The 13,632-nt window shown below is 67.1% G+C and carries 10 protein-coding genes; 5 read left to right on the top strand and 5 right to left on the bottom strand.

What is annotated here, in order from left to right:
* Window positions 1–39 precede the first annotated feature (39 nt).
* Window positions 40–1,491 carry a TrkH family potassium uptake protein gene (locus JYP50_RS05360; RefSeq protein WP_206559455.1) on the bottom strand — a complete coding sequence of 484 codons (1,452 nt, stop codon included), beginning with the start codon at window positions 1,489–1,491 and terminating at the stop codon, window positions 40–42.
* Window positions 1,492–1,615: 124 nt separating this feature from the next.
* Here JYP50_RS05360 and JYP50_RS05355 point away from each other — a divergent pair, with 124 nt between their 5' ends.
* Together JYP50_RS05355 and JYP50_RS05350 are read left to right on the top strand one after the other, a co-directional pair.
* Complete coding sequence (locus tag JYP50_RS05355; RefSeq protein ID WP_206559454.1) at window positions 1,616–3,136, top strand: FMN-binding glutamate synthase family protein; 1,521 nt, start codon at window positions 1,616–1,618, stop codon at window positions 3,134–3,136.
* A 76-nt stretch (window positions 3,137–3,212) separates the two neighbouring features.
* Window positions 3,213–5,564 (top strand): putative bifunctional diguanylate cyclase/phosphodiesterase, encoded by a 2,352-nt coding sequence (locus tag JYP50_RS05350; protein ID WP_206559453.1) that lies wholly within the window; start codon window positions 3,213–3,215, stop codon window positions 5,562–5,564.
* A gap of 33 nt (window positions 5,565–5,597) precedes the next feature.
* Here JYP50_RS05350 and JYP50_RS05345 read toward each other — a convergent pair whose 3' ends face one another.
* The 4 genes from JYP50_RS05345 to JYP50_RS05330 form a co-directional block, all read right to left on the bottom strand.
* Window positions 5,598–7,070, bottom strand: coding sequence for a pyridoxal phosphate-dependent decarboxylase family protein (locus tag JYP50_RS05345; RefSeq protein ID WP_206559452.1), 1,473 nt, complete (start codon window positions 7,068–7,070; stop codon window positions 5,598–5,600).
* Window positions 7,071–7,137: 67 nt separating this feature from the next.
* Window positions 7,138–7,410, bottom strand: coding sequence for a DUF3144 domain-containing protein (locus tag JYP50_RS05340; protein ID WP_206559451.1), 273 nt, complete (start codon window positions 7,408–7,410; stop codon window positions 7,138–7,140).
* A 35-nt stretch (window positions 7,411–7,445) separates the two neighbouring features.
* Window positions 7,446–8,159, bottom strand: a complete 714-nt coding sequence (locus JYP50_RS05335) for a gamma-glutamyl-gamma-aminobutyrate hydrolase family protein (protein WP_206559450.1) — start codon at window positions 8,157–8,159, stop codon at window positions 7,446–7,448.
* On the bottom strand, window positions 8,156–9,175 hold the full coding sequence (locus JYP50_RS05330) for an amidoligase family protein (RefSeq protein WP_206559449.1): 1,020 nt from the start codon (window positions 9,173–9,175) through the stop codon (window positions 8,156–8,158). The genes JYP50_RS05335 and JYP50_RS05330 overlap by 4 nt, the downstream gene beginning before the upstream one ends.
* Before the next feature lie 110 nt (window positions 9,176–9,285).
* Between JYP50_RS05330 and JYP50_RS05325 the strand changes: the two genes are divergently transcribed.
* The 3 genes from JYP50_RS05325 (at window position 9,286) to JYP50_RS05315 (ending at window position 13,601) form a co-directional block, all read left to right on the top strand.
* Window positions 9,286–10,719, top strand: coding sequence for an amidohydrolase family protein (locus tag JYP50_RS05325; protein ID WP_206559448.1), 1,434 nt, complete (start codon window positions 9,286–9,288; stop codon window positions 10,717–10,719).
* 121 nt (window positions 10,720–10,840) lie between these two features.
* The gene (locus JYP50_RS05320; protein WP_206559447.1) at window positions 10,841–12,406 is read left to right on the top strand and encodes a SulP family inorganic anion transporter; all 1,566 of its coding nucleotides are present in this window, start codon (window positions 10,841–10,843) and stop codon (window positions 12,404–12,406) included.
* A 97-nt stretch (window positions 12,407–12,503) separates the two neighbouring features.
* Window positions 12,504–13,601 carry a helix-turn-helix domain-containing protein gene (locus JYP50_RS05315; RefSeq protein WP_206559446.1) on the top strand — a complete coding sequence of 366 codons (1,098 nt, stop codon included), beginning with the start codon at window positions 12,504–12,506 and terminating at the stop codon, window positions 13,599–13,601.
* The last annotated feature ends 31 nt before the right edge of the window (window positions 13,602–13,632 follow it).

The following is a 13,632-nucleotide window of genomic DNA, read 5'->3' as shown; positions in this document are numbered from 1 at the left end:
CCCGCTTACTATAGCAGCTGCACCGCCGCGCCCAAGACCTCAGTAGCGCCAGAACAGCGGAAACAGCAGCGCCAGCACTGTAAAATACTCCAGGCGACCCAGGATCATGGCGGCGCAGAGAATCCACGTGCCCAGGTCGCTCACCACCTGGAAGTTGCTACCCACTTGCCCCAGCCCCGGGCCCAGCACGTTGAGGCAGGCCGCCACCGCGGAGAAAGCGGACAGCAGGTCCAGCCCCGTCGCCATCAGCGCGAGGGTCAGCAGCGCCGTGCTACCGGCCACGAACGAAAAGAAAGCCATGACCGAAAGTCGCACGTCGGTAGCTACCGGCTGCATCTGGTAGCGCACTTTTTTCACCGCCCTGGGATGCAGCGTGAGCAGGAAGTCGCCGCGCACGGTTTTGAAGGCGATGATATTGCGCACGAATTTGCTGCCCCCGGCGGTCGAGCCGGCGCAGCCACCGAGGTAGCCGGCCAGGATCAGGCCCACCGGCGCCGCCACCGGCCAGCTACCCAGATCCTGGTGGCCGAAGCCGGTGCTGGTAATGAAGGAAATCAGGTGAAAGGCCGCGTAGCTCACCGCTTCGAGAAAACCGCCATAGCGCCCGCTGGTGAACAGGTAGAGCGCCAACACCAGGGAAATCGCCGCCACGCTCAACAGGAATACCCGGGTCTCCTCGTCTCTCCAGTAGCGGTGCAGCTGGCCGCTGCGCAGCACCTTGAAATGCAGGGCAAAACTGATCGCGCCCAGCAGCATGAACAGGTTGGCCACCGCGAGGATCAGGTGACTGTCGTAAAAGCCCAGGCTGGCATCGTGGGTGGAAAAGCCGCCGGTGGACACGGTCGTGAAGCTGTGGGCAACGGCGTCGAACACGCTCATGCCGGCGAGAAAATACGCCAGCGCACAGCCCAGCGTGATCAGTATGTACACCAGCCACAGATTGTGCGCCGCGCGACTGACCCGCGGAGAGACCTTCTCGTCCTTGTCCGGACCGGAGGCCTCGGCCCGCAACAGGCGCATGCCGCCCACGTTCAACATCGGCAGTACCGCCACCACGAAAATCACCACACCCAAACCGCCCATCCACTGTAGGAACTGGCGATACATGAGAAACGAGCCGGGCATGTCGTCCAGGCCGGTCAATACCGTGGCGCCGGTGGTGGTGAGCGCGCTGATCGACTCGAACACCGCATCGGTGAAACTGATGCCGGTGATCGCATAGATCGGCAGGGCGCCCAGCACGCCGGTGAGCACCCAGGTCAGGGTCGCGAATACCAGTGCGTCCCGGTAGGAGATTCGCCGGATATCGGTGCGCAGCAGCAGGTGCAGCAGGCCGGCCACCAGGATAATCGCGCCCCCGGGCACAAGGAAGGGCTCGGCCACCGTATCGTCGTGCGCCACCAGGGAAATCGCGCCGAACAGGCATTGCACCACCCCCATCCACAGCGCGGGAGCCGTCAGCAACCTGAGCGTGTTGGGAGTATTTACCATCCCGCGTCGGTCCGGGTTGTCCCGGCCGCGAGCGCCGCCGGGTATTGTCGTTGGCGGCAGTATACTTCGTCGGGGGTTGTGCCAAAATGGGCAACGTTACCATTGTGCAAGAAAAGGTTGAGCCATGAGCACGCTGCAGCAATTTACCGTGGGATTCCTGGAGGTCGGCGCGGTACTCATCGCCCTGACCCTGCTCGCCGGACTGCTCGCGCTGCTGTGGATGTACGTGGCGGACGTCACCCAGACCCGACACGCCATCCGCCGCAATTACCCCGTCATCGGCCGCTTTCGCTATTTTTTCGAGCACCTGGGGGAATTCTTCCGGCAGTACTTTTTTGCCCTCGACCGCGAGGAATTGCCCTTCAACCGCGCCCAGCGCAGCTGGGTCTACCGGGCCGCGAAGGATCTCGACTCCACCATAGCCTTCGGCTCGACCATGCCCCTCAACCAGCCCGGGGACATCCTGTTCCTCAACAGCCTTATCCCCCCGCTGGAGGAAGAGGTACAGCCGCGCAGCAGCATCACCTTCGGCCAGGGCTACGCGCGCATCCCCTATGCCACGACGTCGTTCTTCAATGTATCCGCGATGAGCTTCGGCGCGCTGTCCATGCCGGCGGTGCGCGCCCTGTCCCGGGGCGCGGCCAAGGCCGGCATCTGGCTGAATACCGGCGAGGGGGGCCTGGCCCCCTACCACCTGGAGGGCGGTTGCGACATCGTATTCCAGATCGGCACCGCCAAGTACGGCGTGCGCGACGAGCAGGGGCGGCTCAGCGACGACAGGCTGCGCGAGCTGGCGGCCCACGAGCAGGTTCGGATGTTCGAGATCAAGCTGTCCCAGGGCGCCAAGCCGGGCAAGGGCGGCATCCTCCCGGGGGTCAAGGTCACTGACATCATCGCCTCCACCCGGGGCATTCCCGTCGGCCAGGATTCGATCAGCCCCAACCGCCACCGCGAGATCCACAGCATCGACGACCTGTTGCACATGATCCACCACGTGCGGGAGGTGAGCGGAAAGCCGGTGGGCATCAAGGCGGCCATCGGCCAGACCGGTTGGCTGGATGAGTTTTGCCAGCGCATCCACGACCTGGGGCTGGAATACGCCCCGGATTTCTTTACCGTGGACAGCGCCGACGGCGGCAGCGGTGCCGCCCCGCAAAGCCTGATGGACCTGATGGGCCTGCCGGTGCGGCGCAGCCTGCCCATCGTGGTGGACAAGCTGGTGGAATACGGCCTGCGCCAACGCGTCAGGGTCATCTGCTCGGGCAAGTTGATCAACCCCGCCGGGGTGGCCGCGGCCCTCTGCCTGGGGGCGGATTGCGTCAACTCGGCCCGGGGCTTCATGTTTGCCCTGGGTTGCATCCAGGCCCTGCAGTGCAACCGCAACACCTGCCCCACCGGCGTCACCACCCACAACCCGGAGCTGCAGAAGGGCCTGGACCCCACGGACAAGGCCTCGCGGGTGGCCCACTACGCCCACAACCTGATGCACGAGGTGGAAATTATCGCCCACTCCTGTGGCGCCCGGGAGCCGCGCCTGCTCGACCGCACGCACGCCCAGATCATCAGGGAAGGCGGCCTGCCCGAGCCCTTGGCGACGGTCTACCCCGAACGCGAGATTCGCCCCGAGTACCGGCCGCGAGGATGAGGGCGCGGCCCGGGATTGCGGGCACAAGTTTAGACGTGCTAACTTTTCAACCGGGAACGTGTAACGAGGCACAGCGATGACTGTTGCCGGACGTATCAACGTGGCGGTGGCTGTGGTTGCCCTCCTGGCGGGCAGCCTGATTACAGTGTTTTTCGCGCAACAACAGTACCGGGCCGAACAGCGGCAGGTACTGCGCGATGTGTCCGCCGCCATTGCCAGCCAGCCGCAGCTCCAGGTTGATATCTACCTGCGCGACAGCGCGCGCCTGCAATCCACCCTGCAGTCCCTGCTCGCACTGAACCCGGCCCTGCGCCGCGCCGCGGTACTCGATACCGCCGGCGAGGTACTCGCACTGCGCGAACGCGGAGACGGGCCCTATCCGACACCGTCTTTTACGAGCGCGCGCAACGGCGCCAATGCCGTGGAACCGAGCCGGATATGGCGGCCCGGCGAGCCACCGGCGGACAGGTCCGTGCTGGCCCTGCTCTCCGGGGGCGAACAGGTGCTGTTGGCCACGGAGCCACTGTTCTCGCTGCTCAACCCCCTGGAGCGCGGCCTTACACGCGACGATTTCGGCCGCGCGCTGGCAGACCCGGTATCGATAGAAAGCCGCCATGTGATCGCCTATCTGCAGGTGGCCGTCAGCCGCAGCCAACTACTCGCCAACGCCCTGCCCCCCGCGGGCACGCTGCTCGCCGCCAATATCGCCCTGGTCGCCCTGTGTGTCCTCCTGGCGCGACTCGCCAGCGGACGCATCACCCGGCCGCTGGGGCAACTGGCGGCGGCGGCGGAGAGTATCGCCGCCGGCACCCAGCAACAGGCCATCAATATCCGCGGCAGCAGCGAGATCCGGGACCTCACCTCGGCGCTCAACAGCATGATCGGCAGCATCAGCAGCTACAAGAGTCGCACCGACGTCGACCAGACTTTGTTGCGCATGAAGGTGGAGGAGCGCACCGAACAGCTTTCGCGCCGCAACGAAGAGCTGAACATCGCCGTCAAGCAGGTTACCGAGGCCAAGGACCGGCTGCGCCACATGGCGTACTACGACAGCCTCACCGCCCTGCCCAACCGCCTGCTGTTCACCGAGCAGTTGAACCTGCTGTTGCGGCTCGGCAAGCGCAACGAGCAAATGCTGGCGCTGCTGTTTCTCGACCTGGACAACTTCAAGCGCATCAACGATTCCCTCGGCCACTCCGCGGGCGACCAGCTGCTGCGGGACGTCGCCGGGCGCCTCTCCAGCTGCGTGCGCGAAAGCGATGTGGTGGCCCATTTCGACGAAGCCGAGAAGCGCCTCGGCGTCTCGCGGCTGGGCGGCGATGAGTTCACCGTGGTGCTCAACCAGCTCGACGATCCCGCCGCGGCCGGCCACGTGGCGCAGCGCTTGCTCAACGCCCTGCTCGAGCCCATCTTGATCGAGGGCCACGAAGTGGTGGTGACACCCAGTATCGGTATCGCCATCGCACCGCGGGACGGCAACGACCTGGAGGCCCTGCTGCGGGCGGCGGACACCGCCATGTACCACGCCAAGCACGGCGGCAAAAGCCACTACCTGTACTACGACCCGGCGATGGACGCCGCCGGGGTCGAGCGCCTGCAGCTGGAGACCGACTTGCGCAAGGCGGTCGAGGGCGGGCAGTTGCAGTTCCACTACCAGCCGCAAGTGGACACCCGCAGCGGCACCGTGGTGGGGGTGGAGGCGCTGCTGCGCTGGCAACACCCGGAGCGCGGACTGATCCCCCCCGACCTGTTCGTGCCGCTGGCGGAGGAATTGGGCCTGATTCCGGAGATCGGCAACTGGGGCCTGCAGCAGGCCTGCCGCGACCTCGCCGGCCTCCACCGGGAAGGCTTCGCCCTGCCCAAGGTGGCGGTGAATGTCTCGGCCCTGCAGTTCGGGCCGGAATTCGGCGAACAGGTGAAACGGGCGCTGGAGGACTCCGGACTGCCCCCGCGGGCCCTCTCCCTCGAGGTCACCGAGGGCATCGCCATGGACAACAGCGAGCTCACCCTCCACACCCTGGACGAACTGCAATCACAGGGTGTGCGCCTGTCGATCGACGATTTCGGTACCGGCTACTCCTCCCTCAGCTACCTCAGCCGTTTTCCGCTGGACGAACTCAAGATCGATCGCAGTTTTGTCACCGGCGTCGAAAGCAGCGAGCAGCAGGCCAGCCTGGTGTCCGCGATCATCGCCATGGGCCGCAGCCTGCAACTGGAGCTGGTGGCCGAGGGTGTGGAAACCGCGGAACAATACCACTACCTCACCCGCAACGGCGCACGGGTGATACAGGGTTACCTGTTCAGCAAGCCGGTGGTGGTCGACGAACTCAAGGCCCTGCTCGGGCGCGGGCACTTCGCGGCGCGGATCATGGATATCACCGGTGTGGTCAGTGAAATGGACAGCGCGATGGCCGGGGAACTGTCCTAGACCAGGCCCGGGGCCACCCTAAAATGACGGCGCTCAGTCCTCGCGCGCCAGCAGTTCCCGTCCCAGCGCCAGGGTTGCCGACACCAGCGCCTCCAGGTCGCGCCAGCGGGTGCGGTGGTTGGTGATGGCCACGCGGATCGCCGAGCGGCCGCGCAACTCGGTACTGGAGGGCGCGGCAATGCCCCGGCACTGCAGCTCGACCACGATGCGCCGGTTCAGGCGGTTCAAGGCCTCCCCGGACAGCGCCGCCAGTCGGTAGCGAAAGCACACGATATTCAGCGGCACCGGCGCCAGCAGCTCCAACTCGCCCTCGGCCGCCACGGCCTCCCCCAGGCGCTGCGCCTGCAGGCAGTTGCGATGGATGGCCCGCCCCAGGCGCGCGGTGCCCATTTCCCGCAACTGAAACCACACCGCCAGCGCCGAGAAGCCCCGCGACAGTTCTATGCCGAAATCATTGGGCCAGGGCGAGCCGCCGGCCATGCCCTGGCGCTCGCCCTGCAGGTAGGCGTGGGAAGTCTGGAAAGTCTCCCGGTGGAGTTCGCCGTCGGCCACCAACAGGCAGCCCGCGGCATAGCCCACGTGCATCCACTTGTGGAAGTCAAAGGCGATGGAGTCCGCTTGCTCAATGCCCGCCAGCCGGGGCCGCAACGCCTCCGACAGCACGCACAGCGCGCCGAAGGCGCCGTCCACGTGGTGCCAGATCCCGTGCTGGCGACACAGGCGATTGATGGCGGGCAGGTCATCGATGGCGCCGGAATTGACACTGCCCACCGTCGACACCACCGCACAGGGTGTGTGGCCGCTGCGGATATCCGCCTCGATACACGCGGCCAGGGCCGTCACGTCCATGCTGTAGTCGTCGTTCTGCGGCACCGAACACAGGGCATCGGTACCCAGCCCCATCATCTCCACCGCCTTGTCCACGGAGACGTGGGCCTGCCCGGAGGCATAGACCCGCAAGCCCTGCGCGGCGCGGTTGCCCTCGCGGCGCACAGTCTCGCCGGCCGCCCGCCGCCGGGCGATGGCCAGGCCCAGCAGGGTGGCGGTGGAGGTGCCGGTGCAGATAATGCCACTGGCGCCAGCGGGCATGCCGAACAGCTGGTGCAACCAGCGGATCACCTGACGTTCGAGGTAGATCGGCGCGTGATCGCGCCCGCCCATGTTGGCGTTGATCGCGCCCATCATCAGCTGCGCCACCACCCCGCCGGCGCTGCCGCTACCGTTGACCCAGCCCCAGAATCGCGGATGGGTATTGCCCAGCGTGTAGGGCAGCAGGTCCCGCTGCAATTCCTCCACCAGGGCCGGCAGCGCCTCCCCCTCCCTGGGCAGCGGCGCGTCGACGGCCTTGACGGCTTCGGGGATTTCCTGCCAGACGGCTTGCAACGGTCGCTCGCGCACGAAGTCCAGGGCCACGTCCAGCGCGGCGTGGGCGTCGGCGCGGAAGCGCTCCCAGTCCGCGGGATCGAGCAACGAGGGCGCGTCGAGATCGGGGGCTTGTTCGGTCATAGGATTTGGTGCCGCCTCGCGGCGCGTGCCGCGAGGTGAAATTGAAGGGAGGGACGTCCCGCGGAGGCTACTGCTGCTGTTGTTTTTGCTGCAGTTCCTCGCGCTTTGCCTGCTGGATGTTCAACAGGTTTTGCCGGTAGGCATCAGTCACCTTGTCGATGCCGGACTCGTTCAGGCCACCGCTGTTACCGGCCACGGTGTAAGTGGTGTACACACCGGAAGCCGTCATCAGCGCCGCGGAAATCACCCGCGTCGGCACGCCTTCGTTCTTCATGGTGTTGGCCAGGTCGATAAAACGCTGCATGCACTGCTTGTGGTACTCGGAGTCGTTGGTCGCCATCGCGAAACCCTCTGCTGAATGATGTGGCGCCAATTCTAGCATTTCCCCGGGCCGTGGGGGGAACCGCCGCTCATTCGGCGACTGTCATGGGACGCGGCCTGCACCAGGGCGCGGAACAGGCCGAGCTGGCCACGGTGCGAGGGCAGGTACTCCGGATGCCACTGTACCCCCAACAGGAAGCGCCGGCCCGGCATTTCCACGGCCTGCACGAAGCCGTCCAAATCGCGGCCGCAGATCACCAGGTGGTCGCCCAGGTGATCGATCGCCTGGTGATGCAGGCTGTTGATGCGCACTTGGTCCTCCCCCAGCAGGGCGTGGAGTTCGGTACCGCGACTCACCGCCAGGGTCTTGCGCGCCAGCGGCGTGCGGCGGTTGGAGGTGTGCCGGCGCAGCGGGCGCAGGTCGGTGTGCAGGTTGCCGCCCAGCACCACGTTCATCAGCTGCGCCCCGCGGCAAATGCCCAGCACCGGCATGTCGGTGTCGATCACATGCCGCAGGGCGTCGATCTCGAAGCGATCCCGCTCCGGGTCCATCGGCGCGCGCTCCGGCGCGTGGGGCAGGTAAAGCGCCGGATCGATATCGTCGCCGCCGCTGATCACAATGCCGTCCAGCGAGGCGAGTTGCCCGGGGCTGGACGGCGTCATGCGCAGCGCCCGCGCGCCCACCCGCCACAGCGCCCAGCGGATAAAATACCAGGCCAGGTGCGGGCCGCGGTCGGGGCCGGTGACGCCGATCAGCGGCGCGCTCACAGCAGCTCGGGCAACAGCCAGCGGCTGCAGGCCTCCGGCCAATCCTGGAACAGGCCGCCAACCGGGCCGTTCAGGTGGCGGCGATAGCCGCGGCGGATGCGCTCCAGGCGCGACGGATCGCAGGCCAGGACCTCCACCTGCAGCCAGTCGCGCCAGGGCCTGGCGAGGCTCCAGTTGGGTTCGTCCACCTGGCAGTTGGGCAGCCTGTAGTGCAATGCGGGCCGCGCCTTCACCCGGTCGTCGTCCACCACCGCGCGCACCCGCTCGGGGTCAATGTGGCTGAACAGCGGCAACAGGTCCAGGGCGCGATTGCGGGTCGGGTTGTAACGCAGGTAGTCGTCAATCAAGCCGGCCAGGTCCGGGGCGTAATCCTCGGCGATAACTCGCTTGACATAGTCCCGGGGGAAAGGGTCGATATAGGGTGTCAGGCGGCGGCTCAAGTTGACATGGCTGCGTTCCAGCAGCCACTCATAAAGGCAGAGGAAGGCGCGCAGGTAGGCGAGGATGGTCGCCGCGGACAGGTCGGGCATCTCGTGGTTGAGGTGCAGGCCGAAGGCGTAGATGGGGGCATGATTGGTACCCCGGGCCCCGGCCAGCCGCAGGCGTGTGAGCAGCTCCCCCAGCCGCCACAATCCGCTCATGGCGATCGGCGCGGTGACGATTTCATAGGGCACCACCTGCTCGGCCAGCAGTTTCAACAGGGATTCCCCCAACTGGTCGAGCTCGTTCACTTCCGCCGTCGGGTCCCGTTCGCGACCCAGGCGCTTGAGATAGCTGTAGTCGAGTTCCAGCCCGATATCGCCGAGCACGGTACCCGCGACCTGCTGTTCGTAGGGCGAGATCACATGGGCCCGGCCGCCCAGCTCCGCCACCACCAGCTCGGCGATGCGCTCGATGGCCAGGCCGGCAAACTCGATTTCCACCCCCACCCGCCGCATGCCGCCAGCGGAGGTGCGTGTCCTGGGCGGCAGCGGCCAGAGACCCGCCCGGTAGTTGTCGTCACACCGTGTATTCACCAACTTGCCACGCCCCTGTACCATGTCTGATCGGGCCATTGATTTCACCGCCCCACCCGGGCTGTACTTCCCGACCCTTTCGACTATACACCACTCGACCCGGTTCCAAGATGCCACGCCTGATATACGCCTGTACCCTACTGCTGGTTTCACTGTTTCTCTCGTCCGCGCCCCGCGCCGAATCCCTGCTACTGCGCGACGCCAGGGTGGTGGACGTCGAAAACGGCGCCATTACCCGCGGCGACGTCCTGCTGCGCGACGGCGTCATTGCCTCCCTGGCTCCCGATGCCGCGGACGCCGAGGCCGCGGACAACCGCCTCGACCTGCAGGGCCGCTACCTGATCCCCGGCCTGTGGGACATGCATGTGCACTTCGAGGGCCGGGAACTGGTGGAGGACAACGCGCTGCTGCTGCCGGTTTACCTGGCCTACGGCATCACCGGAGTGCGCGAGGCGGCCAGCAACCTGGCGGGCACCGTGCTGCAATGGCGCGGCGAGGTCGCCGATGGCGAGCGCCTGGGGCCACGCATTTTCACCGCCGGCCGCAAGTTCGAGGGCATCGACTCCCTGTGGGACGGCGACCGGGAAGTCGGCACCGCGGCGCAAATACGCGCCGGCATGGACGAACAGCAGGCGCTGGGGGTCGACTTCATCAAGATTACCGAAAACACCCTGCAACCGGAGTTGTTCCTGGAAACAGTGCGCGAGGCCCGGCGGCGCGGCTTGCTTGTCTCGAGCCACGTGCCCCTGGGGCTGGATATCTTCGAACTGACAGGCGCCGGACTGTCGAGCATCGAGCACGCCACTTACCTGCTGCGGCTGGGACATCCCGGGCAGGCCGGCATCGCGCGCGCGGTGCGCGCCGGCGAGATGAGCGCCGAACAGGCGCGGGCGGCCTACGACGACAGCTTCAACCAGGCGACGGCCGACGCGGCCTACCGGCGCCTGGCCGCGGCGGGCGTCGCGGTGACACCCACCCTTATCGGCGGCCGCAAACTGGCCTGGCTGCACGAAACCAACCACGACGACGACGCCTTCCTGGCTTACCTGACCCGCGACTTCACCGCCCAGTACCAGTGGCGCATCGAGCGCATGGCTGGCGAGACCGCCGCCGAGCGCGAGGCCCGCCAGGCCCGCTATCGCCTGGTCGCGGCGCAGGTGCCGGCCCTGCAGCGCGCCGGCGTGACCCTCCTCGCCGGCAGCGACTCCGCGGCACTGAACACCTACGTCTACCCCGCCGCGGCCTTGCACGAGGAGCTCGCCCTGTTCACCGAGGCCGGCCTCAGCCCGCTGCACGCCCTGCAGGCGGCGACCATCAATGGCGCCCGCTTCATGGGACTGGCGCGGGACTACGGCAGCGTGAGTGCCGGCCGGCGCGCCGACCTGGTGGTGCTCAACCGCAATCCGCTGGCCGATATCCGCGCCACCGCGGATATCCACGCGGTCATCCGCGGCGGCGAGGTCTTCGACCGGGCGCGCCTGGACGCCCTGCTGGCGCGGGCGGCGGCGCGCAAACAGGCCCTGGACAACACCCCCCGCGATTGAGGCCGCGTCCGCCCTCGGGTATGATGCGCGCCCTCCCTCTCGCCCCATAACAACAGCCCGGTCGAAAGGTTCCGACACCCCCTTCACCTGCCCCGCGCGGGTGCCTAGCGGAGAGCGCGCCATGTTCGAGATTCGCCCCAGCCGGGTCACCAGCGTCAAGAACGACCTGCTGTCCGGCCTCACCGTCGCCCTGGCCCTGGTACCGGAGGCGGTGGCCTTTGCCTTCGTCGCCGGCGTGGAGCCGCTGGTGGGCCTGTATGCCGCCTTTATGGTGGGCCTGATCACCGCCTGTATCGGCGGCCGGCCGGGCATGATTTCCGGCGCCACCGGCGCGCTGGCGGTGGTCATGGTGTCGCTGGTGGCGGAGCACGGCGTGGAATACCTGTTTGCCACCGTGGTGCTGATGGGGCTGCTGCAGATTCTCGCCGGCGCCCTGCGCCTGGGCAAATTCATCCGCATGGTGCCGCACCCGGTAATGATGGGCTTCGTCAACGGCCTGGCCATCGTGATTTTCCTGGCCCAGCTCAGCCAGTTTGGCGAGAAGGGCCAACCCGGCTGGGCCGAGGGTACCTTCCTCGAGGGCTCGGTGGTGGACGTGGCCTGGCTGCAGGGCGAGGCCATGTACCTGATGCTGGGCCTGGTGCTCCTGACCATGGCCATCATCCACTTCCTGCCGCGCCTGACCCGGGCGGTGCCCGCCTCGCTGGCGGCCATTGTAGCGGTGAGCCTGCTGGTGATCGGCCTGAACCTGGACACCCGGGTGGTCGGCGACGTGGCCTCGATCAAGGGCGGCCTGCCCAGCTTCCACATTCCCTCGGTGCCGCTGAACCTGGAGACCCTGGGCATTATCTTTCCCTACGCGGTGATCCTGGCGGCCATCGGCCTGATTGAGTCACTGCTCACCCTGCGCCTGGTGGACGAGATCACCGAGACCCGCGGCCGCGGCAACAAGGAGTGCGTGGGCCAGGGCGTGGCCAATACCGTGACCGGCTTCTTCGGCGGCATGGGCGGCTGCGCGATGATCGGCCAGAGCATGATCAACGTGAACTCCGGCGGCCGCGGTCGGCTGTCGGGTATCACCGCGGCGCTGTCGCTGCTGCTGTTTATCCTGGTGGCCTCGCCGCTGATCGAGCAGATCCCGCTGGCGGCCCTCACCGGGGTTATGTTCATCGTGGTGATCGGCACCTTCGAGTGGAGTTCCTTCCGGGTGCTGCGCAAGATTCCGCGCTCGGATGCCCTGGTACTGGTGCTGGTATCGGCGGTGACCGTGGCCACCGACCTGGCGGTGGCGGTGATCGTCGGGGTGATTATCTCCGCCCTGGTGTTCGCCTGGGAGCACGCCAAGCACATCCAGGTGGAGAGTCGCCAGGACCACAAGGGCTCCACCGTGTACGCGGTGAACGGCCCGCTGTTTTTCGGCTCGGTGAGTTCCTTCCTGGAGCAGTTCGACCCGCGGCGGGACAACGACGACGTGATCATCGACTTCGCCGATTCACGGGTGGCGGACCACTCCGGCCTGGAGGCCATCGACACCCTGGCCGAGCGCTACCTCAACGCCGGTAAAACCCTGCACCTGGTGCACCTGTCCGCGGAGTGCCGCAAGCTGCTGCGCAAGGCCGGCGACCTGGTGGAGGTGAACGTGATTGAGGACCCGAAATACTTCGTGGCCGAGGACAGCCTGGGCTAATCAGCCCCCGCGCCCAGGCAGCTCATTTACCTGCGCGGGCATCCGGCCTAGTATGGAGCCTGCCTAGCAAACCTGGACGATTGCGTCGCCGCGTCCGATGAGCCACGTACAGCACACCGCCAACGCCCTGTACCGCGTTCTCGCCGGGGAGGACGTGCCCGAGGCGCAGATCGAGCGCGCCAGCGCCTGGGTCCAAGGGCTGGACACGCCGCTGGACCATCGCAGCTTCATGAATTACGTGCGCACCCTGCAAGGGGCAACGCTGCCGGCCTCAAGCCCGCTGGCGGCACTGGTCCCGCATTGGCGCGAGGCCTGGTGCGAGCGCGACGGTTTCAGCGAGGCCGACGCCGAGGCCTTCCTGCGCGACTACCTCACCCACCTGGACCCGAACCTGCTGTTCCGGGCCCCCATCACCGCCGGCTACGCCCTGTGGAACACACCCAGCCTGGAGCGTGGATTCGCCTACGGCAGCCACAGCGAACAAGCCTGGAGCCTGCTGTACTGCGACCGGGGTGGCGCGCGCCTGCGTGCGGGGGGGCGCGACCTGGCCATTGAGCCGGGGCAGGTCCTGCTGGCGGCGCCCGGAGCGCTGTACACCCTGCAAGCGCTGCCGGAGCATGCCGACTGGGGCTACCATTGGGTAGTGTTTCATGCGCACCCGCGCTGGCGGGACTGGCTTGACTGGCCGCACTTTTCCGGCCAGATAAGCCACCTGCGCCTGTCGGCGTCGGCGGAGCCGGCGATCACCACCGCCTTTAGTGAACTACAGGACTGCCTGCGATCGGGGCGGAAGCTCGCCGGTGAGCTGTCCCACAATCTGCTGGAACAACTCATCCTGCGCTGCCGGGCCAGCCTGCCTCCCAACTCGCGGCCCCGGCTGGACCCGCGCATCCAGCGCGCCCGGGACTTCATCGACGCGCATTACAGCGAGAACTTCCAAATACAAGAGGTGGCCCGCGCCGCCAATATATCGGCATCAAGGCTGGCCAGCCTGTTCCGGACACAGTGTGGCCAGACTGTGCTGGCCTATCGCGACGAGCTGCGCATGGCGCAGGCGGCCCATCTGCTGCGCAACAGCTCTCTGGGCATCGCCGCGGTGGGCGCCGCCGTGGGCTACCCCGACCCGGCCTTTTTCTCGCGCACGTTCAGCCGTCACGTGGGCGTGACGCCGCGGGACTACCAGAAACAGGGCTAGTCGATAGCCCGGCCACCATCGCGGCGACAGC

Origin of the sequence: Parahaliea mediterranea, from assembly GCF_017255185.1 — a bacterium.
Lineage (GTDB): Bacteria > Pseudomonadota > Gammaproteobacteria > Pseudomonadales > Halieaceae > JAFKCZ01.
This window is presented reverse-complemented; position numbering and strand designations above follow the sequence as displayed.

Excerpts from the sequence above, each read along its gene's own strand:
- JYP50_RS05360 (WP_206559455.1), bottom strand. The coding sequence starts at position 1,491 with ATGGTAAATACTCCCAACACGCTCAGGTTGCTGACGGCTCCCGCGCTG.
- JYP50_RS05355 (WP_206559454.1), top strand. The coding sequence starts at position 1,616 with ATGAGCACGCTGCAGCAATTTACCGTGGGATTCCTGGAGGTCGGCGCG.
- JYP50_RS05350 (WP_206559453.1), top strand. The coding sequence starts at position 3,213 with ATGACTGTTGCCGGACGTATCAACGTGGCGGTGGCTGTGGTTGCCCTC.
- JYP50_RS05345 (WP_206559452.1), bottom strand. The coding sequence starts at position 7,070 with ATGACCGAACAAGCCCCCGATCTCGACGCGCCCTCGTTGCTCGATCCC.
- JYP50_RS05340 (WP_206559451.1), bottom strand. The coding sequence starts at position 7,410 with ATGGCGACCAACGACTCCGAGTACCACAAGCAGTGCATGCAGCGTTTT.
- JYP50_RS05325 (WP_206559448.1), top strand. The coding sequence starts at position 9,286 with ATGCCACGCCTGATATACGCCTGTACCCTACTGCTGGTTTCACTGTTT.
- JYP50_RS05320 (WP_206559447.1), top strand. The coding sequence starts at position 10,841 with ATGTTCGAGATTCGCCCCAGCCGGGTCACCAGCGTCAAGAACGACCTG.
- JYP50_RS05315 (WP_206559446.1), top strand. The coding sequence starts at position 12,504 with ATGAGCCACGTACAGCACACCGCCAACGCCCTGTACCGCGTTCTCGCC.